Origin of the sequence: uncultured Streptococcus sp. (assembly GCF_963518475.1) — a bacterium.
Lineage (GTDB): Bacteria > Bacillota > Bacilli > Lactobacillales > Streptococcaceae > Streptococcus.
On sequence record NZ_CAUQJA010000007.1, the window covers coordinates 31,762 to 57,142 of the forward strand.

General features: G+C 43.6%; 18 protein-coding genes. 17 read left to right on the plus strand and 1 reads right to left on the minus strand.

The features are described 5' to 3' along the window. Positions 1-14: 14 nt before the first annotated feature. The 15 genes from glpO (at position 15) to RYK12_RS04175 (ending at position 19,035) form a co-directional block, all read left to right on the plus strand. Positions 15-1,841 (plus strand): type 1 glycerol-3-phosphate oxidase, encoded by a 1,827-nt coding sequence (glpO, locus tag RYK12_RS04105; protein ID WP_314847133.1) that lies wholly within the window; start codon positions 15-17, stop codon positions 1,839-1,841. Between the two features lie 69 nt (positions 1,842-1,910). After that, positions 1,911-2,615, plus strand: a complete 705-nt coding sequence (locus tag RYK12_RS04110) for an MIP/aquaporin family protein (RefSeq protein ID WP_000980824.1) — start codon at positions 1,911-1,913, stop codon at positions 2,613-2,615. 224 nt (positions 2,616-2,839) lie between these two features. Further along, the gene (locus tag RYK12_RS04115) at positions 2,840-2,971 is read left to right on the plus strand and encodes a teichoic acid D-Ala incorporation-associated protein DltX (RefSeq protein ID WP_000813667.1); all 132 of its coding nucleotides are present in this window, start codon (positions 2,840-2,842) and stop codon (positions 2,969-2,971) included. Between the two features lie 20 nt (positions 2,972-2,991). After that, the gene (gene dltA / locus RYK12_RS04120) at positions 2,992-4,542 is read left to right on the plus strand and encodes a D-alanine--poly(phosphoribitol) ligase subunit DltA (RefSeq protein WP_314847136.1); all 1,551 of its coding nucleotides are present in this window, start codon (positions 2,992-2,994) and stop codon (positions 4,540-4,542) included. Further along, a complete protein-coding gene (dltB, locus tag RYK12_RS04125) occupies positions 4,539-5,783 on the plus strand; it encodes a D-alanyl-lipoteichoic acid biosynthesis protein DltB (protein ID WP_314847138.1) in 1,245 nt (414 codons plus the stop codon). Before dltA ends, dltB begins: the two co-directional genes overlap by 4 nt. Before the next feature lie 13 nt (positions 5,784-5,796). Continuing rightward, entirely contained in the window at positions 5,797-6,036 is a 240-nt protein-coding gene (dltC, locus tag RYK12_RS04130; protein WP_000351967.1) for a D-alanine--poly(phosphoribitol) ligase subunit DltC, read from the plus strand. Further along, positions 6,029-7,297 carry a D-alanyl-lipoteichoic acid biosynthesis protein DltD gene (gene dltD / locus RYK12_RS04135; protein ID WP_314847147.1) on the plus strand — a complete coding sequence of 423 codons (1,269 nt, stop codon included), beginning with the start codon at positions 6,029-6,031 and terminating at the stop codon, positions 7,295-7,297. The genes dltC and dltD overlap by 8 nt, the downstream gene beginning before the upstream one ends. A 153-nt stretch (positions 7,298-7,450) precedes the next feature. Further along, positions 7,451-7,891, plus strand: coding sequence for a zinc-dependent transcriptional regulator AdcR (gene adcR / locus RYK12_RS04140; RefSeq protein WP_001249308.1), 441 nt, complete (start codon positions 7,451-7,453; stop codon positions 7,889-7,891). Continuing rightward, a complete protein-coding gene (locus RYK12_RS04145) occupies positions 7,891-8,595 on the plus strand; it encodes a metal ABC transporter ATP-binding protein (RefSeq protein ID WP_001269496.1) in 705 nt (234 codons plus the stop codon). The genes adcR and RYK12_RS04145 overlap by 1 nt, the downstream gene beginning before the upstream one ends. After that, positions 8,588-9,394, plus strand: coding sequence for a metal ABC transporter permease (locus tag RYK12_RS04150; RefSeq protein WP_000950038.1), 807 nt, complete (start codon positions 8,588-8,590; stop codon positions 9,392-9,394). The genes RYK12_RS04145 and RYK12_RS04150 overlap by 8 nt, the downstream gene beginning before the upstream one ends. A 9-nt stretch (positions 9,395-9,403) precedes the next feature. After that, positions 9,404-10,909, plus strand: coding sequence for a zinc ABC transporter substrate-binding lipoprotein AdcA (gene adcA / locus RYK12_RS04155; RefSeq protein WP_314847150.1), 1,506 nt, complete (start codon positions 9,404-9,406; stop codon positions 10,907-10,909). A 284-nt stretch (positions 10,910-11,193) separates the two neighbouring features. After that, a complete protein-coding gene (locus RYK12_RS04160) occupies positions 11,194-12,345 on the plus strand; it encodes an iron-containing alcohol dehydrogenase (RefSeq protein ID WP_314847152.1) in 1,152 nt (383 codons plus the stop codon). A gap of 149 nt (positions 12,346-12,494) precedes the next feature. Then, positions 12,495-13,379, plus strand: coding sequence for an SPFH domain-containing protein (locus RYK12_RS04165; protein ID WP_060628745.1), 885 nt, complete (start codon positions 12,495-12,497; stop codon positions 13,377-13,379). Positions 13,380-13,562: 183 nt separating this feature from the next. Beyond that, positions 13,563-17,351: a sugar-binding domain-containing protein gene (locus tag RYK12_RS04170; RefSeq protein ID WP_314847153.1), complete on the plus strand. Its 3,789-nt coding sequence runs from the start codon at positions 13,563-13,565 to the stop codon at positions 17,349-17,351. 1 nt (position 17,352) lies between these two features. Beyond that, complete coding sequence (locus RYK12_RS04175) at positions 17,353-19,035, plus strand: alpha-L-fucosidase (RefSeq protein ID WP_125443260.1); 1,683 nt, start codon at positions 17,353-17,355, stop codon at positions 19,033-19,035. A gap of 45 nt (positions 19,036-19,080) precedes the next feature. On the opposite strand, the gene RYK12_RS04180 is transcribed toward RYK12_RS04175, so the two are convergent. Further along, complete coding sequence (locus RYK12_RS04180; protein ID WP_308525768.1) at positions 19,081-21,165, minus strand: GH92 family glycosyl hydrolase; 2,085 nt, start codon at positions 21,163-21,165, stop codon at positions 19,081-19,083. 170 nt (positions 21,166-21,335) lie between these two features. Between RYK12_RS04180 and RYK12_RS04185 the strand changes: the two genes are divergently transcribed. Together RYK12_RS04185 and RYK12_RS04190 are read left to right on the plus strand one after the other, a co-directional pair. Then, positions 21,336-22,616 (plus strand): glycoside hydrolase family 125 protein, encoded by a 1,281-nt coding sequence (locus tag RYK12_RS04185; RefSeq protein WP_261081975.1) that lies wholly within the window; start codon positions 21,336-21,338, stop codon positions 22,614-22,616. Between the two features lie 98 nt (positions 22,617-22,714). After that, positions 22,715-25,360: an alpha-mannosidase gene (locus RYK12_RS04190; protein WP_314847158.1), complete on the plus strand. Its 2,646-nt coding sequence runs from the start codon at positions 22,715-22,717 to the stop codon at positions 25,358-25,360. The last annotated feature ends 21 nt before the right edge of the window (positions 25,361-25,381 follow it).

Below are 25,381 nucleotides of genomic sequence, written 5' to 3' on the forward strand. Positions count from 1 at the left end.
GAAAGTGTGTAAATATGGAATTTTCAAAGAAAACACGTGAATTATCAATTCAAAAAATGCAGGAACGTACCTTGGACCTCTTGATTATCGGTGGAGGTATCACTGGTGCTGGTGTAGCCTTGCAGGCGGCAGCTAGTGGTCTAGATACTGGTTTGATTGAAATGCAAGACTTTGCAGAAGGAACATCCAGCCGTTCAACAAAATTGGTTCACGGCGGTCTTCGTTACCTCAAACAATTCGACGTAGAAGTGGTATCAGATACAGTTTCAGAACGTGCTGTAGTTCAACAAATCGCTCCACACATTCCGAAACCAGACCCAATGCTCTTGCCAGTTTACGATGAAGATGGAGCGACCTTTAGCCTCTTCCGTCTGAAAGTAGCTATGGATCTTTACGACCTCTTGGCAGGAGTTAACAACACACCAGCTGCTAACAAGGTTTTGAGCAAGGAAGAAGTTTTGGAACGCCAGCCAAACTTGAAGAAAGAAGGTTTGGTAGGAGGTGGGGTTTACCTTGACTTCCGTAACAACGATGCGCGTCTCGTGATTGAAAATATCAAACGTGCCAACCAAGACGGTGCCCTCATTGCTAACCACGTGAAGGCAGAAGGCTTCCTCTTTGACGAAAGTGGCAAGATTACAGGTGTGGTAGCTCGTGATCTCTTGACAGACCAAGTCTTTGAAATCAAGGCCCGTCTGGTTATTAACACAACAGGTCCTTGGAGCGACAAGGTGCGCAATTTGTCTAATAAGAGAACACAATTCTCACAAATGCGTCCAACTAAGGGAGTTCACTTGGTAGTGGATTCAAGCAAAATCAAGGTTTCACAGCCAGTTTACTTTGATACAGGTTTGGGTGACGGTCGTATGGTCTTTGTACTTCCACGTGAAAACAAGACTTACTTTGGTACAACTGATACTGACTACACAGGTGATTTGGAACATCCAAAAGTGACTCAAGAAGATGTAGACTATCTGCTTGGCATTGTCAACAATCGCTTCCCAGAAGCTAACATCACCATTGATGATATCGAAAGCAGCTGGGCAGGTCTTCGTCCATTGATTGCAGGCAATAGCGCTTCTGACTACAATGGTGGAAATAACGGAACCATCAGCGATGAAAGCTTCAATAACTTGATTGCGACTGTCGAAGCTTATCTATCGAAAGAAAAAACGCGTGAAGATGTTGAATCTGCTGTCAGCAAGCTTGAAAGCAGCACATCTGAGAAACATTTGGATCCATCTGCAGTTTCACGTGGTTCTAGCTTGGACCGTGATGATAATGGTCTCTTGACTCTTGCTGGTGGTAAAATCACAGACTACCGTAAGATGGCAGAAGGGGCTATGGAGCGCGTAGTTGAGATCTTGAAAGCAGAGTTTGATCGTAGCTTTAAACTCATCAACTCTAAGACTTATCCTGTTTCAGGTGGAGAATTGAATCCAGCAAATGTGGATTCAGAAATCGAAGCCTTTGCGCAACTTGGAGTGTCACGTGGTTTGGATAGTAAGGAAGCTCACTATCTAGCAAATCTTTACGGTTCAAATGCACCGAAAGTCTTTGCTCTTGCTCATAGTTTGGAACAAGCGCCAGGACTCAGTTTGGCAGACACCTTGTCTCTTCACTATGCAATGCGCAATGAGTTGGCTCTTAGCCCAGTTGACTTCCTCCTTCGTCGTACCAACCACATGCTCTTTATGCGTGATAGTTTGGATAGTATCGTTGAGCCAGTTTTGGATGAAATGGGACGATTCTATGACTGGACTGAAGAAGAAAAAGCAGCTTACCGTGATGATGTCGAAGCAGCTCTTGCTAACAATGATTTAGCAGAATTAAAAAATTAAGAAAAAGGAAAAGAGGCGGAGGGCAGCATTCCTTGTCGCCCGCCCCTTCTTTTTAATGGAGACAGAAAAATGATGAATGAATTATTTGGAGAATTTTTGGGGACTTTAATCCTGATTCTTCTAGGAAATGGTGTTGTTGCTGGTGTGGTTCTTCCAAAAACTAAGAGCAACAGCTCAGGTTGGATTGTGATTACCATGGGTTGGGGGATTGCAGTTGCGGTTGCAGTATTTGTATCCGGCAAGCTCAGTCCAGCTCATTTAAACCCAGCTGTGACGATTGGTGTGGCCTTGAAAGGTGGTTTGCCTTGGGCTTCCGTTTTCCCTTACATCCTAGCCCAGTTCGCAGGGGCTATGCTGGGTCAGATTTTGGTTTGGTTGCAATTCAAACCTCACTATGAGGCAGAAGAAAATGCAGGAAACATTTTGGCTACTTTCAGCACAGGACCAGCTATCAAAGATACTGTATCAAACTTGATTAGTGAAATCCTAGGAACTTTTGTATTGGTATTAACAATCTTTGCTTTGGGACTTTATGACCTTCAAGCAGGAATCGGAACCTTTGCAGTGGGGACTTTGATTGTCGGTATCGGTCTATCACTAGGTGGGACAACAGGTTATGCCTTGAACCCTGCGCGTGACCTTGGACCTCGTATCATGCACAGTATCCTTCCAATTTCAAACAAGGGAGACGGAGACTGGTCTTATGCCTGGATTCCTGTTGTGGGACCTGTTATCGGAGCAGCCTTGGCAGTGCTTGTATTCTCACTTTTCTAATCTGGAAAACAATTATGTTGATAGAGCTTGAGATGAAAATCTCAGGCTTTTTTAAAAATATACATAGAAAAACCGCATAATTTTAAAATTAGCTTAAATATAATGAAAATCTACGGCAAACAATTGAAAAAATACTATATAAAGTGGTACAATGGTAGAAAAATAAGCTAGTAAGAATCACTCTTATTTTAGCGAAAAATTACAGAAATGAATGGTTTTTCTTGATGAAACAGAGAAAAGAATTGTACCTCTTTCTTGGTCGGACAGCCTTGTATTTTCTTATCTTTCTGGGGCTGCTTTACTTTTTTAGCTATCTTGGTCAGGGTCAAGGAAGCTTTATCTATAATGAATTTTAACTTGAAGGAGAATCCCTATTGTGTCAAATAAACCAATAGCAGATATGATTGAAACCATTGAGCATTTTGCTCAGACCCAGCCTAGCTATCCTGTTTATAATGTTTTGGGTCAGGAACACACTTATGGAGATTTGAAGGCTGATTCGGATAGTTTGGCTGCAGCCATTGACCAACTAGGCTTGCCTGAGAAGTCTCCTGTGGTTGTTTTTGGCGGCCAAGAATATGAAATGTTGGCAACCTTTGTAGCGCTGACTAAGTCAGGTCATGCCTACATTCCAATTGATAGCCATTCGGCCTTGGAGCGAGTTTCAGCTATTTTAGAAGTAGCAGAGCCAAGTTTGATTATTGCCATCTCAGAATTTCCATTGGAGCAGGTTTCTACACCGATGATGACTCTAGCTCAGGTTCAAGAAGCCTTTGCTCAAGGGACAAGCTATGAGATCACGCATCCAGTCAAGGGAGATGATAACTACTACATTATCTTTACTTCTGGTACGACTGGTAAGCCTAAGGGAGTGCAGATTTCCCATGATAACCTCCTCAGCTTTACCAACTGGATGATTACGGATAAGGAATTTGCGACGCCAAGTCGTCCGCAAATGCTGGCTCAGCCACCTTATTCTTTTGATCTGTCTGTCATGTACTGGGCTCCGACCTTGGCATTAGGTGGTACGCTCTTCGCTCTTCCTTCAGCCATTACTCAGGACTTTAAGCAACTCTTTGCGACCATCTTTTCATTGCCAATCGCTATCTGGACATCAACCCCTTCTTTTGCGGATATGGCCATGTTATCAGAAGACTTTAATAGCGAGAAAATGCCTGACATCACGCATTTCTACTTTGATGGAGAAGAATTGACGGTCAAAACGGCTCAAAAACTACGCGAACGTTTCCCAAATGCCCGTATTATCAATGCCTACGGCCCAACAGAAGCGACAGTAGCCTTGTCAGCTGTTGCTGTGACAGACGAGATGTTGGCGACTCTCAAACGCCTACCAATCGGCTATACCAAGGCTGATTCTCCAACCTTTATCATTGATGAGGAAGGCAATAAATTGCCAAATGGCGAACAGGGAGAAATCATTGTTTCTGGACCAGCTGTTTCAAAAGGTTATATGAACAATCCTGAAAAAACAGCAGAAGCCTTCTTTGAGTTTGAAGATCTGCCAGCCTACCATACAGGCGATGTGGGAACCATGACAGATGAGGGCTTGCTTCTCTACGGCGGACGTATGGACTTCCAGATTAAGTTCAACGGTTACCGCATTGAGTTAGAAGATGTCTCTCAAAACCTCAACAAGTCTCGCTTTATCGAGTCTGCTGTCGCAGTTCCACGTTATAACAAGGACCACAAGGTACAAAATCTGTTAGCCTATGTCATCTTAAAAGATGGTGTTCGTGAGCAGTTTGAGCGTGATATCGATATTACCAAGGCCATCAAGGAAGATTTAACAGATATCATGATGTCCTACATGATGCCGTCTAAATTCCTTTATCGAGACAGTTTACCACTGACTCCAAATGGAAAAATTGATATCAAAGGATTGATTAACGAGGTGAATAAGAGATGATGGAGTTCTTTCAACAGCTTCCTCATTTAGAGCCATATGGCAATCCTCAGTATTTTGTTTATGTGATTGCTGCAACCTTGCCTATCTTTATCGGCCTCTTTTTCAAGAAACGCTTTGCCTGGTATGAAGTGCTGGTTAGCCTCTTCTTTATCGTCACCATGTTGGTAGGTGGGAAGACCAATCAATTGGCTGCCTTGGGTATTTACCTTTGCTGGGAGATATTGCTCCTGCTTTTCTACAAGCATTATCGAAAAAGTAAGGATGGCAAGTGGGTCTTCTACCTAGTTAGCTTTCTATCCCTCCTTCCGATTATCTTTGTCAAGGTGCAACCAGCTATCAATGGAACGCAGTCTTTGCTTGGGTTTTTGGGAATTTCTTACCTGACCTTTCGTTCGGTTGGGATTATCATCGAGCTGAGAGATGGAGTGATTAAGGATTTTACCCTCTGGGAATTCCTCCGTTTCCTTCTCTTCATGCCGACTTTCTCGAGTGGTCCAATCGATCGCTTTAAGCGTTTTAATGAAAATTATCAGACCATTCCTGAGCGGGATGAGTTGCTGAATATGCTGGAAGAATCCGTTCGCTATATCATGTGGGGATTTTTGTACAAGTTTATCCTAGCTCATGTTTTAGGAGAGACCTTACTCCCTCCTCTGAAGAATCTAGCCCTGCAGTCAGGTGGCTTCTTTAACCACTATGCCTTGGCAGTTATGTATACCTTTGGTTTGGAGCTTTTCTTTGACTTTGCAGGTTACTCTATGTTTGCCTTAGCCATTTCAAATTTGATGGGGATCCGTAGCCCTATCAACTTTAATAAGCCCTTTTTATCAAGGGATTTAAAGGAATTTTGGAATCGCTGGCACATGAGTCTCTCTTTCTGGTTCCGTGACTTTGTCTTTATGCGGATGGTGATGGTGTTGACCAGAAAGAAGGTCTTTAAAAATCGCAATGTAACCTCAAGTGTGGCCTACATTGTAAATATGCTGATTATGGGATTTTGGCATGGTGTGACCTGGTACTATATCGCCTATGGACTCTTTCATGGATTAGGCTTGGTCATCAATGATGCCTGGGTTCGTAAGAAAAAAACGCTCAATAAGGAACGGAAAAAAGCAGGGAAGCCTGCTCTACCTGAGAATCGCTGGATTCAGTTGCTTGGCATGGTTGTCACCTTCCATGTCGTCATGCTGTCATTCTTAATCTTTTCTGGATTTTTGAATGATTTCTGGTTTAAAAAATAAAAGGAAATAAAATATGGATATCAAATCAGAAGTTATCGAAATTATTGATGAGTTGTTTATGGAAGATGTTTCTGACATGATGGATGAAGATCTTTTTGATGCAGGTGTCTTGGATAGTATGGGAACGGTTGAATTGATTGTGGAGATTGAAAACCGTTTTGATATTCGCGTCCCTGTAACAGAGTTTGGTCGTGATGACTGGAATACAGCCAATAAAATCATAGCTGGTATTGTGGAGCTACAAAATGCTTAAACGCTTATGGATGATCTTCGGACCGGTCTTGATAGCTGGTTTGTTGGTTTGTCTGCTCATCTTTTTCTATCCTGCTGAGATGTATCATGATCTGGGAGCTGAAAAGCGTTCGGCGGTGGCTACTACCATTGAAAGTTTTAAGGAGCGGAGTCAAAAGGTCAGAGCCTTATCTGATCCAAATATGCGTTTTGTTCCCTTCTTTGGCTCCAGTGAATGGCTTCGTTTTGACGGTGCCCATCCTGCGGTATTGGCTGAGAAATACAACCGCTCTTATCGCCCTTATCTTTTAGGACAGAGGGGAGCTGCATCGCTCAACCAGTATTTTGGGATGCAACAGATGTTGCCACAACTGGAGAATAAACAAGTTGTATATGTCATCTCGCCCCAGTGGTTTAGTAAAAATGGCTATGAGCCAGCAGCCTTCCAGCAGTATTTTAATGGGGATCAGTTGACGAGTTTTCTGGAACATCAATCTGGAGATCAGGCTAGTCAATATGCAGCGACCCGCTTACTGCAGCAGTTCCCAAACGTAGCTATGAAGGATTTGGTTCAGAAGTTGGCAAGTAAAGAAGAATTGTCGACGGCAGACAATGAAATGATTGAATTATTGGCTCGTTTTAATGAACGCCAAGCTTCCTTTTTTGGTCAGTTTTCGGTTAGAGGCTATTTCAAATACGATAAGCATGTAGCTAAGTATTTAAAGACCTTGCCAGACCAGTTTTCTTATCAAGCCATAGAAGATGTTGTCAAAGCAGATGCAGAAAAGAATACTTCCAATAATGATCTGGGAATGGAAAATTATTTCTATAATACGCATATTAAAAAGGATTTGAATAAATTAAAGGATTCTCAGAAAAATTTTACCTACCTCAAGTCGCCAGAATATAATGACTTGCAGTTAGTGTTGACACAGTTTTCTAAATCCAAGGTAAACCCGATTTTTATCATTCCACCTGTTAATAAAAAATGGATGGACTATGCTGGTTTACGAGAGGATATGTACCAACAAACGGTGCAGAAGATTCGTTACCAGTTAGAAAGTCAAGGGTTTACCAATATAGCAGATTTTTCTAAGGACGGTGGGGAGCCTTTCTTTATGAAAGATACCATCCATCTTGGTTGGTTGGGTTGGTTGGCTTTTGACAAGGCTGTTGATCCTTTCCTATCCAATCCCACACCAGCTCCGACTTACCATCTGAATGAGCGCTTTTTCAGTAAAGACTGGGCGACTTATGATGGAGATATCAAGGAATTTCAATAGATCATAATATAGAAGAGTTCAAGGATGAAACTAGTTTTCACGTTTTTTCTTGACTCTTTTTTTGGTTGTGATATAATTAACCAGTAAATAATTTTTTTAAAGAATAGTATTTTTCTCTTAAAAAAGAGAAGTCTAAAAGGAAAGGAGTCAGATATGAGACAGCTAGCGAAGGATATCGATGCCTTTTTAAATGAGGTGATTTTGCAGGCGGAAAATCAGCATGAAATCCTAATAGGTCATTGCACTAGCGAGGTAGCCCTGACCAATACTCAGGAGCACATTCTCATGCTTTTGTCAGAGGAATCTTTAACAAATTCAGAGTTGGCCCGTCGCCTCAATGTCAGTCAGGCGGCAGTTACCAAGGCCATTAAGTCTTTGGTCAAGGAAGGGATGTTGGAAACATCTAAAGATCCTAAGGATGCGCGTGTGATTTTTTATCAGTTGACTGATTTGGCTCGTCCAATCGCTGAGGAGCACCATCATCACCATGAGCATACACTTTTAACCTATGAACAAGTGGCGACTCAGTTTACTCCAAATGAACAAAAAGTGATTCAGCGGTTTTTGACTGCTTTAGTAGGAGAAATCAAATAATGAGATATATTACGGTAGAGGATTTATCCTTCTATTATGATAAGGAGCCCGTTCTTGAACATATCAATTATAGTGTTGATAGTGGGGAATTTGTTACCTTGACAGGGGAAAATGGGGCGGCTAAGACTACACTGATCAAGGCCAGTCTTGGAATTCTCCAGCCACGCATTGGAAAGGTGACCATTTCAAAGACAAATACGCAGGGTAAGAAATTGAGAATAGCCTATCTTCCTCAACAGATTGCCAGTTTTAACGCAGGTTTTCCAAGTACGGTTTATGAATTTGTCAAGTCAGGTCGCTATCCACGAAAGGGGTGGTTCCGTCGTTTGAATGCTCATGATGAAGAGCATATCAAGGCTAGTCTAGACTCAGTTGGCATGTGGGAACACCGAGACAAACGCTTGGGGTCTCTATCTGGAGGACAAAAGCAGCGAGCGGTGATTGCGCGCATGTTTGCTTCGGATCCAGATGTGTTTATCCTAGATGAGCCGACAACGGGGATGGATGCAGGAAGTAAAAATGAATTTTACGAACTCATGCACCACAGCGCTCATCATCATGGCAAGGCTGTTTTGATGATTACTCATGACCCTGAAGAAGTTAAGGACTATGCGGACCGCAATATTCATCTAGTACGTAACCAAGACTCGCCATGGCGTTGTTTCAACGTTCATGAGAATGATCAGGAGGTGGGCCATGCTTAGTTTGTTATCTTATGACTTTATGCAACGTGCCTTTCTGGCCGTTATTGCTATGAGTCTTTTCTCGCCAGTATTGGGAACCTTCCTTATCTTGCGTCGTCAGAGTTTGATGAGTGATACCCTCAGCCACGTCTCGCTTTCGGGTGTAGCCTTTGGTCTGGTTCTAGGGATTTCTCCGACTGTTTCTACGATTGCCATTGTCTTGATTGCGGCGGTCTTCCTGGAGTATCTCCGTACGGTTTACAAGAGCTTTATGGAAATCGGGACAGCTATCCTCATGTCAACAGGTCTGGCTGTTTCTCTGATTGTCATGAGCAAGGGTAAAAGCTCTAGCTCAATGAGTTTGGACCAGTATCTTTTTGGCTCGATTGTGACTATCAGCGAAGAGCAGGTCATTTCCCTCTTTGTCATTGCGGCGGTTGTCTTGATTTTGACCTTCCTCTTCCTTCGTCCGATGTACATTTTGACCTTTGATGAGGATACGGCCTTTGTGGATGGCTTGCCTGTTCGTACCATGTCCATTCTTTTTAACATGGTGACAGGTGTGGCCATTGCCCTTATGATTCCAGCTGCGGGAGCTCTTCTGGTATCGACCATTATGGTCTTGCCAGCTAGTATTGCCCTGCGTCTGGGGAAAAACTTTAAATCGGTTATGCTGCTTGCCAGTGCTATTGGATTTTTGGGAATGGTAGCAGGACTTTACATTTCCTACTATGCAGAAACACCTGCAAGTGCAAGTATTACCATTATTTTTGTAACTGTCTTTTTACTCATTAGTTTAGTAAGACGTTTTATCAAATAGGAGATGAACATGAAAAAAATTAGCTTATTACTCGCCAGTCTATGTGCCTTGTTTTTAGTAGCTTGTTCTAATCAAAAGCAGGCAGATGGCAAACTAAATATTGTGACAACCTTTTACCCTGTCTATGAATTTACCAAGCAAGTCGCAGGAGATACGGCTAATGTAGAGCTCCTCATCGATGCTGGGACAGAACCCCATGAATATGAACCGTCTGCCAAGGCAGTTGCTAAAATCCAAGACGCAGATACCTTCGTTTATGAAAATGAAAACATGGAAACATGGGTCCCTAAATTGCTAGATACCTTGGATAAGAAAAAGGTCAAAACCATCAAGGCGACAGGTGATATGTTGCTCTTGCCAGGTGGTGAGGAAGAAGAGGGAGACCATGACCATGGAGAAGAAGGCCATCACCATGAGTACGATCCTCATGTTTGGTTATCACCGGTTCGTGCCATTAAACTTGTAGAGCACATCCGTGACAGTTTATCAGCAGATTATCCTGATAAAAAAGAGACCTTTGAGAAGAATGCTGCTGCCTATATCGAAAAATTACAAGCCTTGGATAAGGCGTATGCAGAAGGATTGTCTCAAGCCAAACAAAAGAGCTTTGTAACGCAACACGCAGCCTTTAACTATCTCGCCTTGGACTATGGACTCAAACAAGTCGCAATCTCAGGCCTTTCTCCAGATGCCGAGCCATCAGCTGCTCGCTTGGCAGAATTGACAGAGTATGTCAAGAAAAATAAAATTGCCTATATCTACTTTGAAGAGAATGCTTCACAAGCCCTTGCTAACACACTTTCAAAAGAGGCAGGTGTCAAAACAGATGTCCTCAATCCTTTAGAAAGTCTGACAGAAGAGGATACCAAGGCTGGCGAAAACTACATCTCCGTTATGGAGAAAAACCTCAAGGCTCTGAAACAAACAACGGACCAAGAAGGCCCAGCAATTGAGCCTGAAAAGGCAGAGGATACCAAGACAGTTCAAAATGGTTACTTCGAGGATGCAGACGTCAAAGACCGCACCTTGAGTGACTATGCAGGTAACTGGCAATCAGTTTATCCTTTCCTTGAAGATGGTACTTTTGATCAAGTGTTTGATTACAAGGCTAAGTTGACAGGTAAGATGACTCAGGCTGAGTACAAGGCCTACTATACAAAAGGCTATCAGACAGATGTGACTAAGATTAATATCACTGATAACACTATGGAATTTGTTCAAGGTGGACAAAGTAAGAAATTCACCTACAAGTATGTTGGTAAGAAAATCTTGACTTATAAGAAAGGAAATCGTGGCGTGCGCTTCCTCTTTGAAGCGACAGATGCGGATGCTGGACAATTCAAGTATGTTCAGTTTAGTGACCACAATATCGCCCCAGTTAAGGCAGAACACTTCCATATCTTCTTTGGAGGCACAAGCCAAGAAGCCCTCTTTGAAGAAATGGATAACTGGCCAACCTACTACCCAGATAACCTATCTGGCCAAGAAATCGCCCAAGAAATGTTGGCGCATTGATGAGAAATCGACTAGTTCATAGGAGCTAGTCGGTTTTTTGAAATAGGGGCTGATGTGTAGCCCATTTCATGTGTCGGCGGATAGCCTATAGCTGTTATCTTTGGTAGATGCAATTTTGTTTCAAGGAGCAGAGTATCATATTGGGAAAGGATCTTATAAATAATAATCAAATTTCACTCCTTTTAAAATTATTTGTTAAACAATTCACAAATAATTGAAAACGAATACAAAAAGTAATATAATGATGTTAAATATATAGCGCGAAGGCGCAGGAGGAAAATTATATGGCTACATTTTATGTTCCGGCAGTCAACCTTATTGGAAAAGGTGTTGTAAATGAAGTGGGTCCTTATATCAAGGAACTTGGCTATAAAAAGGCACTTTTGGTGACAGACAAGTTTATCGAAGGAAGTGACATTTTGCCTAAGGTTTTAAAACCGCTAGATGCAGAAGGAATCGAATATGTCATCTTTAGCGATGTAGAGCCAAACCCTACTTGTAAGAATGTCACAGATGGGGTAGCTGCTTTGGAAGAACATGGATGTGATTTTATCATCAGTCTTGGTGGGGGCTCTCCACAGGATGCAGCTAGTTGTATCTCTATCATGGCTACAAATGGTGGAAAACCACAGGATTATGAAGGACTTCATAAATCTGCTAAAAAAGGTCTTCCTGTTGTAGCTATCAATACTACTGCAGGTACATCAGCAGAAATTACCATTAACTATGTGATTACTGATGAAGAACGCAAGGTTAAGATGGTAATGGTTGACAAGAATAGCCTTGCTCTTATCTCTGTTAATGACCCGGAACTCATGCTTTCAAAACCTAAAGGCTTGACTGCAGCTACTGGTATGGATGCTCTGACTCACGCTGTTGAAGCTTTGGTAACACCTGGTGCTTATGATGTGACCAAGAAATTATCTATCGGAGCAATTGAGCTTATCAAGGAATATCTTCCTCGCGCTGTAGCAAATGGACACGATATTGAAGCGCGTGAAGGTATGGTCAATGCCATCTTCCTTGGTGGTATGAGCTTTAACAATGCAGGTCTGGGCTATGTTCACTCAATGGCTCACCAACTCGGCGCAGTATATAATTTGCCACACGGTGTTTGTTGTGCCATGTTGTTACCAGTTATAGAACGTGAAAATGCTAAACGTGTACCAGAAGCTTTCCGTAATGTTGCTAAAGCCTTGGGACTTCATGTAGAAGGTAAATCAGATGAAGAGTGTGCCGATTATGCAATTGCTGAGATTGAGAAACTTTCTGAGACAGTAGGTATTCCTAAGAAATTGACTGAACTTGGTATTGAAGAAAAAGATTTCGACTTTGAATATCTTTCTAAGAATGCCTTGATTGATGCATGTGCGCCAGGAAATCCATTCATGCCAACCTTAGAAGAAACGATTGCCTTTTATAAAGAGTTATTTTAGCAAGAGATTAGACGTCAATGTGACAATTCACCTCTAATTATTGACATTTCAGGAAAAATCGCAGTAAAAACTGCACAGCCTTCTTTAAATGTGCTATAATACAGGAAAAAATAATGATGGAGGTCGTCGCGATGATAACAACATTTTTGATGATTTTTGTGGTGGTTTGTGTGCTCCTATTGGTGATAGTCACACTGAGTACAGTTTATGTGGTTCGTCAGCAGTCGGTGGCGATTATTGAACGCTTTGGGAAATTCCAAAAGGTTGCCAATAGCGGCATTCATATTCGCTTGCCTTTTGGGATTGACTCGATTGCAGCGCGGATTCAGTTGCGCTTGTTGCAAAGCGATATTGTTGTTGAGACTAAGACCAAGGACAATGTGTTCGTTATGATGAATGTAGCGACTCAGTACCGTGTTAATGAGCAGAGCGTGACAGATGCCTACTATAAACTCATGCGTCCAGAATCTCAGATTAAATCTTATATCGAAGACGCCCTTCGCTCTTCTGTTCCAAAATTAACCTTGGATGAATTGTTTGAGAAAAAAGATGAGATTGCCCTTGAAGTTCAACACCAAGTAGCAGAAGAAATGACTACTTACGGCTACATTATCGTGAAAACCTTGATTACCAAAGTCGAACCAGATGCAGAAGTCAAGCAGTCCATGAATGAAATCAATGCGGCGCAGCGCAAGCGGGTCGCAGCGCAAGAATTGGCGGAAGCTGATAAGATTAAAATCGTCACTGCAGCTGAAGCCGAAGCAGAAAAAGATCGCCTCCATGGTGTGGGGATTGCCCAACAACGTAAGGCGATTGTGGATGGCTTAGCAGAGTCTATCACCGAACTCAAGGAAGCCAATGTTGGCATGACAGAAGAACAAATCATGTCCATCCTCTTGACCAACCAGTATTTGGATACCTTGAATACCTTTGCCTCTAAAGGAAATCAAACCATCTTTTTACCAAATACGCCAAATGGTGTGGATGATATTCGTACACAAATCTTGTCAGCTCTACGTGCTGAGAAGAAATAATAGACTAAAGAGCTTGGCAACAGGCTCTTTTTGCATTACCCTTGTAGCTTTGAGGAATAAATCCTCCTCTACAAATTATAGAATCTTTTCTGAGTATTTAGGGAGTGATGGAGGAAGTCTTGAAAGCGCTTTTGTTTTGTGCTATAGTCAACTATATCGATTCGTTTAAAGAGGAATGCTTGTATGAGAAGAGAAGAAGTTTTGCGAAATCACTGGTTTTTTAGCCAAGAGGTGGGGAAAGAAGAGGCCTTGGCGCCGGATTTTCATAGAGAAAATTGGCAGGCTATTCAAGTGCCACATGACTGGAGTATTTACAATGATTTTGACCAGTATTCGCCAGCGCAAAATGAGGGTGGTCAGTTAAATGGTGGTCAAGCCTGGTATCGGACACAGTTTTACTTGGAAGAAGATGCCAGTCTTGTATCGGTGCGTTTGTTGTTTGATGGAGTTTACATGAATGCCCAAGTCTATATCAACGGGCAAGTGCTGGGCTATTATCCCAGTGGCTATACGCCCTTTTCTTATGATATCACGCCTTATCTAAGAAATGATGGGACGGCCAACCAGCTTGCAGTCTTTGTGGAAAATCAGCAACCTAGCAGTCGTTGGTACTCTGGTAGCGGTATTTATCGAGAAGTAAAATTATTGATTACAGATTCGGTGCATCTGGATTTATATGGGATTAGGATAGGAAGTCCCAAGCTTAAAGAACAAAGAGATGGATGGGTGGAAACCCAGCTTGAAAGCAAGGTTTCAAATGATGGGCCTCAGTCCGTGTCGGTGTATTTGGAGCAGAGTATCTGGTATGATGGACAACAACTGTCTGACTGGCAGGCGACAGACTCTTTAGTGATTGAGTCTGGGGACAAACACCATTTCCAACAAGCCATATCAATTTTCCAACCCTTGCTTTGGGATATTAACCATCCTCATCTCTATCAGTTGAAGACTCGCATCTACAAAAATGGCATTTTGGTTGATGAAGAAGAGGAGACCTTTGGTTACCGCTATATGGATTGGCAAGCGGATAAGGGCTTCTTTCTAAATGGTCGCTGGTTGAAGATTCATGGGGTTTGTCTCCACCATGACTATGGAGCGCTGGGAGCTGTGGAAAATAGGTCAGCTGCTGAGAGACGCTTGCGCCAGATGAAGGAAATGGGCGTCAATGCGATTCGAATTACCCATAATCCAGCCAGTAGTATCTTGCTAGATGTGGCTGCCAAAATGGGCTTACTCATCCAAGAAGAAGCCTTTGATACCTGGTATGGAGGCAAGAAAGAATATGACTATGGTCGCTTTTTTGAGGAAGAAGCGACTCATCCAGAAGCGAAAGCAGGCGATTTCTGGTCAGATTATGATTTGCGCACTATGATTAAGCGTGGCAAGAACAATCCAGCCATCTTTATGTGGTCCTTGGGAAATGAAGTTAGTGAAGCAAATGGCGATGCTCATTCATTGAAGACGATCAAACGCTTGCTAGAAAGGGTCAAGGAGATTGATGATAGCCGTTTTGTGACCATGGGAATGGATCAATTCCGCTTTGGAGATGGTTCTGGAGGTCATGAAAAGATTGCTGATTTGCTGGATGTGGTGGGTTTGAATTACTCGGAAGACAACATTGATGGGATTCGCAAAAGACATCCCAAGTGGCGACTTTACGGGTCTGAAACCTCATCAGCGACACGGACGCGTGACAGCTATTTTCGTCCAGATAAGGAATGGGTTGGGGATAATCGCCGCGTTCGTAATTTTGAACAGTCAGACTATGGCAATGATCGAGTTCCTTGGGGGAAGACGGCGACGGCTTCTTGGACAGCAGATAGAAATCGGTTAGACTATGCGGGTCAGTTTATCTGGACAGGAGTGGACTATATCGGTGAGCCGACTCCTTGGCACAATCAAAATGACACGCCTGTAAAGAGTTCCTATTTTGGGATCGTGGATACGGCAGGGATTCCTAAAAATGACTATTATCTCTATCAAAGTCAGTGGTTGGACCTAGATCAGCATCCCATGGTTCATATACTGCCCCACTGGAATTGGGAAATCCACAAGAGTTATCAACAAGTTGTGGATAAGTATGGGAATATCCCTGTCCGGGTGTATTCAAATGCCCGTTCTGTAGAGCTATTTCTCAATGGAAAATCTCAAGGTAGGAAGACTTTTCAGGAAAAATGGACTTCAGATGGCAGAAAATACCAAGAGGGAGCAAGTTCTGAACAACTTTATCTCGAATGGAGTTTGGCTTATCAACCAGGAGAATTGCATGCTGTGGCCTATGACCGTCAAGGTCAGATTGTGGCAGAAGATAGGGTGGTGACTGCAGGTAAGCCAGCCAAAATCAGGTTACATGCCGAGAAAACACAACTGGAGTCAGATGGGCAAGACCTCCTTTATCTTTATTTTGATGTATTGGACAAGGATGGAAATTGGGTGCCGACTGCTTCCAATCAACTTCATTTTGAAATTGCAGGTCCTGCTCGTATTGTAGGAGTGGATAATGGTAGGCAGGCCAGTCGTGAACGTTACCAAGCCCAGAAAAATGGTCTGTTTAAGAGGAAAGCCTTCCATGGCAGAGGTGTCCTCTTAGTTCAGAGCTTGGAGCAGGTAGGTCAAGTGAGAGTAAAGGCCAGTGCTAGAGGGCTAGAGCCAGCAAGTTTTGATATCTTAGTAGGAGAGGCTTTTGATTGCCAGCCAGTGAAAAATAAGCGCTTGTTTGAGATTCGAGTGGACAAGCAGGCAGGATTACAAGAAGGAGATTCCCCAGCTATTGGACTTTATCCACAAACTGTGGATAACCCTGTGAACAAGGTGGGGAATAGTGAAGTGATTTGGGAGACGAGTGGTGGTGCCCACGCCATTATCAAGCGGGGAGTGCTTCATTGCTTGTCTGCAGGCGACGTGGCTATTCGCGCCATTTATCAAGGGAAGACCTATCAAACTCATTTGCAGGTGGCAGAAAATAACTCACTAGGGCAGGCAGTTTCTGTACGACCACTTCGCTTGTATACAGCTAAGGGGACTTATCCACAGCTGCCATCTTCAGTCTTGGTGGACTATGAGTCTGGCGATGCAAAACGAGTCAAGGTTGTTTGGGAGGAGATTCCTGAAGAAGATTTGGCAAGATTTCATGAGTTTACGGTATCTGGCCAGCTAGAGGGTTTGAATTTAAAGGCTTCTGCTCAGGTTTGTGTTCAAGGGATTTGTGCTATTGAGCCTGAAAGGATCTGGACGCTTGTCAAGGAAGCCCCACACTTACCAGACCGAGTCAAGCTAGTCTTATCAGATGGCAGACGAGATACGGCCAAGGTGACTTGGGATGAACTCAAGCCTCAAGTCTATGCTCAGGTAGGAGAATGTGTGCTCACAGGGCAGGTAGCGGGCTGTGAGTTGCAAGCAACAGTCACCATTCATGTGACAGATGCCAGTGTAGATGGAGAAGTTATTTCCAATCAGTGGACAGGGTCCAACCTGCCTCTGGTCTTTGCTTATCACTCAGAACCAAATCACCCAGCCTCTTACCTCAATGACAAGGTCATTGCTCGGAAGAAATCGACAGCCAATACTTGGATTGCCAAGTCAGAGAAAGCCAGCGTGGGCATTCTTTTTGGAGATGCAGGGATTTTAAAACCACGATTTGTGGATAACCTGACCTTGTATTATGTTGAAAATCAAGACTACGTGGCGGTGGATCCTACCTATATCGACTATTATGTAGGGAATGAGCCTACTTTACCTCGGACTCCCAACCATTTGGATAAGGTTTCCCTGCTCAAGCAAGAGCAGAATTGGCGACCTGTATCAGCTATCCGAAAAGTTTCAAGCGACAAGGATGAAGAGCTTCGTTTTGAATTTGACAAGGTGGAAACTTATGCCCTTCGTCTTCGATTTGAAGGCTTAGCAAGCCCTCTAGCGTTAACAGAATTGCAAGTACATGCCAAAAAAGTGAAGAAAAATGTAGATAGGAAATAGTATGGTAAGAGAAATAAAACCGCATGGGCCCTTGCCTAGTCAGGCCCAGCTAGCTTATTTAGAGGATGAACTAGCAGCCTTTATCCATTTTGGGCCCAATACCTTTTATGACCAGGAATGGGGGACAGGTCAGGAGGATCCTGAACGCTTTAACCCGACACAGTTAGACGCGCGTGAATGGGTTCGTGTGCTCAAGGAAACGGGCTTTAAAAAGTTGATTTTGGTGGTCAAGCACCACGACGGCTTTGTCCTCTATCCGACAGCTCACACAGATTATTCGGTCAAGGTCAGTCATTGGAGGAATGGAGAGGGGGACTTGCTCCTTGAAGTATCCCAAGCTGCCACAGAGTTTGATATGGATATGGGGGTCTACCTATCGCCTTGGGATGCTCACAGTCCTCTCTATCATGTGGAGCGAGAAGCGGACTATAATGCCTATTATTTGGCTCAGCTGAAGGAAATCTTATCAAATCCTGCCTATGGAAATGAAGGGAAATTTGCTGAGGTCTGGATGGATGGTGCCAGAGGAGAGGGTGCTCAAAAGGTCAATTATGAATTTGAGAAATGGTTTGAAACCATTCGTGACCTGCAGGGCGATTGCTTGATTTTTTCAACAGAAGGCACCAGCATCCGCTGGATTGGCAATGAAAGAGGGTATGCAGGTGATCCATTGTGGCAAAAGGTGAATCCTGACAAACTAGGAACAGAAGCAGAGCTGGACTATCTTCAGAACGGAGATCCCTCAGGCACTATTTTTTCAATCGGTGAGGCAGATGTTTCCATCCGGCCAGGTTGGTTTTACCATGAGGACCAGGATCCTAAGTCTCTTGAGGAGTTGGTCGAAATCTATTTTCACTCAGTGGGGAGAGGAACCCCGCTCCTACTTAATATTCCGCCGAATCAAGATGGGCTATTTGATGAAAAGGATATTGAACGACTTTATGAATTTGCGGCCTATCGCAATGAGCTCTATAAAGAAGATTTGGCTCTGGGAGCTAAGGTATCTGGTCCAGCTCTTTCCGCAGACTTTGCTTGTCACCATCTGACAGATGGCCTGGAAAGCAGCTCTTGGGCAAGCGATGCAGACTTGCCCATCCAGTTAGAACTCGACTTAGGATTTCCTAAAACTTTTGATGTCATTGAGTTAAGAGAAGATTTGAAGCTAGGGCAACGAATCGCTGCTTTTCATGTGCAAGTAGAGGTGGATGGCGTCTGGCAAGAATTTGGTACAGGCTTTACAGTTGGTCATAAGCGTCTCCTGCGAGGTCCGCTAGTAGAGGCACAGAAGGTGCGCGTGACGATTACAGAGGCACTATCTATGCCTGTATTGACTAAGATTTCCCTCTATAAAACTCCTAGCTTATCACAAAAAGAAGTTGTTCAGGGACTAGCATTTGCAGAAAAAAGCCTATCTGTGGCAAAAGGAGAGACTCTTCATTTTAGGATTGAACGTAGCGAAAGTAATACTCCTTTGGAGGCTAAGATTTCGATTCAGCCGGGGACAGGTGTCCATGGTGTCGCCTATCAGGACGAAATTCAAGTCCTTCAATTCCAAGCTGGGGAAAGCAAAAAAGATTTGTGTCTACCAACCCTGCACTTTGCTGCTGATCAGACTTTGGATTTCTATCTCAATTTGACTGTTGATGGACAGTTGGTTGATCAACTTCAAGTACAAGTTTCATAAAATAAAAGAGCCTTTGCACGATACAAAGGTTCTTTTGTCTACTAGCTAGTGACTTGGTAACCAGCTAAGTGTAAAGGTTAGTTGCTCAGCTTTTAAGAGGTCTTGGTGTTGAATGCTAGATACTGGTGCCTTGTTCAATCGGCATTCTTTTACAAAGTTAAAATGGCTGTGGTTTTGCTCAGAATGAATATCTAGCCATTTATTTTCTTTAGCTAGATAAATACGGAGGTGGTCAAAGAGAGGGATTCCGAGATCATAGCTGGGCTTGCCTGGACAGGTTGGATAGAATCCGAGAGCTGACCAGATGTACCAAGCAGAGAGACTGCCATTGTCTTCATCGCCAGGATAGGCTTCCCAACTTGGGTGAAAAGCTTTCTGACGGAGCGTCTTGATGAGAAGAGCAGTGTAGTCAGGGTAATCGCTGTAACGGAAGAGATAAGGAATGTGGAAGCTTGGCTGGTTGGAAATGGCGAGTTGTCCAAAAGGAGCAGTAGCCATCTCGCTCATTTCGTGAATCTCGTAGCCATAGCCTGTTGTCTCAAAGAGGGGAGCCTCCTGACAGGCTTTTAAAAGATAGTTGCTAAAGGCTTTTTTTCCACCCATAAGCTGGATCAAGCCTGGAATATCGTGGAGGACGCCTAAAGTTGCTTGGATGGCAGAGCATTCGGCATAGTCGCGTCCCCAACTATAAGGAGAGAAGTCAGGACGGAAGTTGCCTTGACTATCACGCGCTCGCATGTAACCTGTCTCAGAGTCAAATAGATGGCGGTAATTTTGTGATGCGGCCTTGTAGGTTTCAGCGATTTCTATTTTCCCTAGTTTTTCAGCACAGCTAGCGATACAAAAGTCACTATAGGCATAGTCTAGGGTGTGGCTGACGCTTTCGTAGTGGTCGGTAGAGAGGTAGCCTAGTTCTTGGTATTGGACTAGTCCGTGACGACCATTGATGCCGAGAGGGTCGGCCTTGCTGGCTGTTTCAAGCATGGCTTGGAGGAGTTCTTCTTCTAGGTCGGGGGCCATGTCCTTGCAGGCGCTATCTGCGATAATACCGTCTAAAAGTGTACCTGGCATCATACCCCGTTCATCTGGAGCCAGCCATTTTGGAAGGAAACCAGTATCGCGGTAGTTATTGAGAAATCCTTCTAAAAAGCGGTGGTAGTGTTCCGGTATGATAAGGGCAAAGAGGGGGAAGGTGGTTCGGAAGGTATCCCAGAAACCATTGTTGTTGAAGAGGACACCAGACTTGACAGTTCCAGTAGCCAGATCCATGTGGATGACTTGTCCTGATTCATCAACCTCATAAAAAGTCTGAGGAAAGAGGAAGAGTCTGTAGAGACAGTGATCAAAGAAGGTTCGGTCAGCTTCTCCTGTCTCTATAATGTCAAAACGATGGAGGAGATTTTCCCAATCTTTTTGTGCACTTGCTTTGCAATTATCGAAGTCTTGTTGAGGTAGATTAAGCAGTGCTTGAGAAGGAGAGATGAAAGAAGTCGCTAGCTGAATTTCAGCATGGCTATCTGCCAGGTCGATTCGCCAGTCTCCACCTTCTTGGCTGATAGCAAGGATATCCGTATTCATTTGCAGGGATGTGAACAGTATCAGTGGATTTTTGTTGGTTTCAGTTTTACCTTCTTGTCGCAGGGCAAGAGTTCGCTTATCTACTTGCTCCACGGTCAGCTTATCTGCTGCGTGAAGGTAGAGGGAGAGGGCTTTGCCTTGCTTTTGCTCCAGACGAATAGAAGCACCGTAGCAAGTCGGCGTGAGCTGGGTTTCAATCTGATAGCGCAGGGAGAAAATTTTCAGATAATGAGGTTGGAAAGAGGCCTTATCCATATCATAGGAAGACTGACGATGGAAGAGGCTGTCTCCACCTAGCTGGCCTGTGACAGGTGTCAGAAGGAGCCAAGAGTAGTCCCCAATCCAAGGACTGGGCTGGTGGGTTAAACGAATCCCCTGAAAGATAGGCAGATGTGGATCAAAAAACCAAGATCCATCCTGATCACTGGTCTGGGGCACAAAGTAATTCATCCCAAAAGGCACGCCTGTATATGGCAGGGTATTTCCCCGAGAAAAGGCATGCTTGCTGGCAGTTCCAAATCGGGTATCGATGCTTTCAAGTAGTGGTTTCATAGTCTTTCCTTTAGCTGTTTTTCTACATTATATCAGAAAAAGATAACCTTTAGAAAAGGAGTTTCAAAGATAACTATTTTGTAGAAAAATGACTATCATTTGTGTATGTATTTTCTGTCTCAAAAGCTATATACTGAAAATGAAACTTGTTTGAAAGAGGATACTGCACGATGATTTATTCAAAAGAAATTGTTAGAGAATGGCTAGATGAAGTGGCAGAGCGGGCTAAGGACCATCCAGAGTGGGTGGATGTTTTCGAGCGTTGCTACACCGACACCTTGGATAATACGGTTGAAATCCTAGAAGATGGTTCAACTTTTGTCTTGACTGGGGATATTCCTGCTATGTGGCTTCGGGATTCGACAGCCCAACTCAGACCCTACCTGCATGTGGCTAAAAGAGATGCCCTCCTGCGTCAGACCATTGCAGGTTTGGTCAAACGTCAGATGACCTTGATTCTCGAGGATCCTTATGCCAATTCCTTCAACATTGAGGAAAACTGGAAGGGACACCACGAGACCGACCATACAGACCTTAATGGCTGGATTTGGGAGCGCAAGTATGAGGTGGACTCGCTTTGCTATCCTTTGCAGTTGGCTTATCTCCTCTGGAAAGAGACTGGCGAGACTAGTCAATTTGATGAAACTTTTGTCACAGCGACCAAGGAAATTCTTCATCTGTGGACGGTAGAACAAGACCACAAGAACTCTCCTTATCGTTTTGTCCGAGATACGGACCGTAAGGAAGATACCTTGGTAAATGATGGCTTTGGCCCTGATTTTGCAGTGACAGGCATGACTTGGTCAGCTTTTCGTCCGAGCGATGACTGCTGCCAGTATAGTTACTTGATTCCGTCAAATATGTTTGCAGTTGTTGTTTTGGGGTATGTTCAAGAAATCTTTGCAGAACTAGACCTAGCTGATAGCGAGAGTGTTATTGCTGATGCTAAGCGTCTCAAAGCGGAGATCCAAGAAGGTATCGAAAACTACGCCTACACAAGCAACAGCAAGGGCGAAAAGATTTATGCCTTTGAAGTGGATGGTCTAGGAAATGCCAGCATCATGGATGATCCAAACGTACCAAGTTTGTTGGCTGCACCTTATCTGGGCTACTGCGATATTGACGACGAAGTCTATCAAGCAACTCGTCGTACCATTCTGAGCCCTGAAAATCCATACTTCTACCAAGGAGAATATGCTAGCGGTCTCGGAAGTTCTCATACCTTCTATCGCTATATCTGGCCAATCGCTCTGTCTATCCAAGGCTTGACAACGACAGATAAGGCAGAGAAAAAATTCTTGCTGGATCAGCTGGTTGCTTGCGATGGTGGTACAGGTGTTATGCACGAAAGCTTCCACGTAGATGACCCAACTCTTTATTCTCGTGAATGGTTCTCTTGGGCCAACATGATGTTCTGTGAATTGGTCTTGGATTACTTGGATATCCGCTAAGGAACACGCTTTAGCGCAACTGATTCTTGGAAAGAATCACAAATTTACATTTAAAACGTTAACAATAAAAATTTAAATTTAGAATGAGGTTTTACTTCATGGAAAATGTTGTCGTACATATTATCTCACATAGTCACTGGGATCGTGAGTGGTACTTGCCTTTTGAAAGTCACCGTATGCAGCTGGTGGAATTGTTTGACAATCTTTTTGATCTCTTTGAAAATGACCCTGAGTTCAAGAGTTTCCACTTAGATGGACAAACCATTGTCCTTGATGACTACTTGGAGATTCGCCCTGAAAATCGCGACAAAGTCCAACGATACATCGACCAAGGCAAACTTAAAATTGGTCCTTTTTACATCTTGCAGGATGATTACTTGATTTCAAGTGAAGCCAATGTCCGCAATACTCTTATTGGTCAGCAAGAAACTGCAAAATGGGGCAAATCTACTCAGATTGGTTACTTCCCAGATACCTTTGGAAATATGGGACAAGCGCCTCAAATTCTTCAAAAATCAGGCATTCATGTGGCAGCCTTTGGCCGTGGTGTGAAACCGATTGGATTTGACAACCAAGTTCTCGAAGATGAGCAGTTTACTTCCCAGTTTTCAGAAATGTACTGGCAGGGTGCGGACGGAAGTCGTGTCCTCGGGATTCTCTTTGCCAACTGGTACAGTAATGGGAATGAAATTCCAGTTGATAAAGACGAGGCCTTGACCTTCTGGAAACAAAAACTGGCAGACGTGCGTGACTATGCTTCGACCAACCAGTGGTTGATGATGAACGGCTGTGACCACCAGCCTGTACAGCGAAATCTGAGCGAAGCCATTCGTGTGGCAAATGAACTCTTCCCAGATGTGACTTTTGTTCACAGTTCTTTTGATGAGTATGTCCAAGCCGTGGAAAGTGCCCTACCAGAGCAGTTATCAACGGTTACAGGTGAGTTGACCAGTCAGGAAACAGATGGCTGGTACACACTTGCCAACACTTCTTCATCTCGTATTTATCTCAAACAAGCCTTCCAAGAAAATAGCAACCTCCTAGAGCAAGTTGTAGAACCCTTGACTATTATCACTGGGGGCCACAACCACAAGGATCAGTTGACCTATGCTTGGAAAACTCTTTTGCAGAATGCGCCGCATGATAGTATCTGTGGCTGTAGTGTGGACGAAGTTCACCGCGAGATGGAAACACGTTTTGCCAAGGTTAATCAAGTAGGAAACTTTGTTAAGAGCAACTTGCTCAATGAGTGGAAGGGTAAAATCGCTACAGCTAAGGCTCAAAGTGATTATCTTTTTACGGTTATTAACACAGGCTTGCATGATAAGGTCGATACTGTCAGCACAGTAATTGATGTGGCGACTTGTGATTTCAAGGAATTGCACCCAACAGAAGGTTACAAGAAGATGGCTGCCTTAACCTTGCCAAGTTACCGTGTTGAGGACTTGGATGGTCGTCCTGTAGAGGTTAAAATCGAAGACCTTGGGGCTAATTTTGAGTATGATTTACCAAAAGACAAGTTCCGCCAAGCTCGTATTGCTCGTCAAGTGCGCGTGACCATTCCAGTTCACCTAGCGCCACTTTCTTGGACAACCTTCCAATTGCTGGAAGGAGAGCAAGAACACCGTGAGGGTATTTACCAAAACGGAGTGATTGACACGCCATTTGTAACGGTAAGTGTGGATGACAATATCACAGTTTATGACAAGACAACTCACGAAGCCTATGAAGACTTTATCCGCTTTGAAGACCGTGGTGACATCGGAAACGAGTATATCTATTTCCAACCAAAAGGAACAGAGCCAATCTATGCAGAGCTTAAGGGCTACGAGGTCTTGGAAAACACAGCTCGCTACGCTAAGATTTTGCTCAAACATGAATTGACTGTGCCTGTCAGTGCAGATGAAAAGCTAGAAGAAGAGCAAAAAGGCATCATCGAGTTTATGAAGCGTGAAGCTGGACGTTCAGAAGAATTGACAAGCATTCCTCTTGAAACTGAGATGACTATCTTCGTTGATAATCCACAAATCCGTTGCAAGACTCGCTTTACTAACACTGCCAAAGACCATCGTATCCGTCTCTTGGTCAAGACTCATAACACGCGTCCAAGCAATGATTCTGAAAGCATCTATGAGGTGGTGACACGACCAAATAAACCAGCTGCTTCATGGGAAAATCCTGAAAATCCTCAACACCAACAAGCCTTTGTTAGTCTGTATGACGATGAAAAAGGTGTGACTGTATCCAACAAGGGATTGAATGAATACGAAATCCTTGGAGACGACACCATTGCAGTGACTATTTTGCGTGCATCAGGTGAGCTAGGTGACTGGGGTTACTTCCCAACACCAGAAGCACAATGCTTGCGTGAGTTTGAAGTCGAGTTTGCGCTTGAATGCCACCAAGCCCAAGAACGCTTTTCAGCCTATCGTCGTGCTAAAGCCTTGCAGACACCATTTACCAGCCTTCAGCTTGCTAGACAGGAAGGAAGCGTGGCTGCGACTGGTAGCCTCTTGAGCCATTCTGTTCTCAGCATACCGCAAATCTGTCCAACAGCCTTTAAGGTAGCTGAAAATGAAGAAGGCTATGTTCTTCGCTACTACAATATGTGTAGTGAAAATGTGCGTGTACCGGAAAGTCAACATCTCTTCCTTGACCTACTTGAACGACCATACCCAGTTCATAGAGGACTCATTTCACCACAAGAGATTCGTACAGAATTCATCAAAAAAGAAGAAATTTAATTTCAAAAAGTAAACATAAAG

Coding starts and splice junctions, on each gene's coding strand:
- RYK12_RS04165 (WP_060628745.1), top strand. CDS start 12,495: ATGATTTTTGTGGTGGTTTGTGTGCTCCTATTGGTGATAGTCACACTG.
- dltC (WP_000351967.1), top strand. CDS start 5,797: ATGGATATCAAATCAGAAGTTATCGAAATTATTGATGAGTTGTTTATG.
- adcA (WP_314847150.1), top strand. CDS start 9,404: ATGAAAAAAATTAGCTTATTACTCGCCAGTCTATGTGCCTTGTTTTTA.
- RYK12_RS04160 (WP_314847152.1), top strand. CDS start 11,194: ATGGCTACATTTTATGTTCCGGCAGTCAACCTTATTGGAAAAGGTGTT.
- adcR (WP_001249308.1), top strand. CDS start 7,451: ATGAGACAGCTAGCGAAGGATATCGATGCCTTTTTAAATGAGGTGATT.
- RYK12_RS04110 (WP_000980824.1), top strand. CDS start 1,911: ATGATGAATGAATTATTTGGAGAATTTTTGGGGACTTTAATCCTGATT.
- RYK12_RS04185 (WP_261081975.1), top strand. CDS start 21,336: ATGATTTATTCAAAAGAAATTGTTAGAGAATGGCTAGATGAAGTGGCA.
- glpO (WP_314847133.1), top strand. CDS start 15: ATGGAATTTTCAAAGAAAACACGTGAATTATCAATTCAAAAAATGCAG.
- RYK12_RS04175 (WP_125443260.1), top strand. CDS start 17,353: ATGGTAAGAGAAATAAAACCGCATGGGCCCTTGCCTAGTCAGGCCCAG.
- RYK12_RS04170 (WP_314847153.1), top strand. CDS start 13,563: ATGAGAAGAGAAGAAGTTTTGCGAAATCACTGGTTTTTTAGCCAAGAG.
- dltD (WP_314847147.1), top strand. CDS start 6,029: ATGCTTAAACGCTTATGGATGATCTTCGGACCGGTCTTGATAGCTGGT.
- RYK12_RS04190 (WP_314847158.1), top strand. CDS start 22,715: ATGGAAAATGTTGTCGTACATATTATCTCACATAGTCACTGGGATCGT.
- RYK12_RS04180 (WP_308525768.1), bottom strand. CDS start 21,165: ATGAAACCACTACTTGAAAGCATCGATACCCGATTTGGAACTGCCAGC.
- RYK12_RS04115 (WP_000813667.1), top strand. CDS start 2,840: ATGAAACAGAGAAAAGAATTGTACCTCTTTCTTGGTCGGACAGCCTTG.
- dltB (WP_314847138.1), top strand. CDS start 4,539: ATGATGGAGTTCTTTCAACAGCTTCCTCATTTAGAGCCATATGGCAAT.
- RYK12_RS04150 (WP_000950038.1), top strand. CDS start 8,588: ATGCTTAGTTTGTTATCTTATGACTTTATGCAACGTGCCTTTCTGGCC.
- RYK12_RS04145 (WP_001269496.1), top strand. CDS start 7,891: ATGAGATATATTACGGTAGAGGATTTATCCTTCTATTATGATAAGGAG.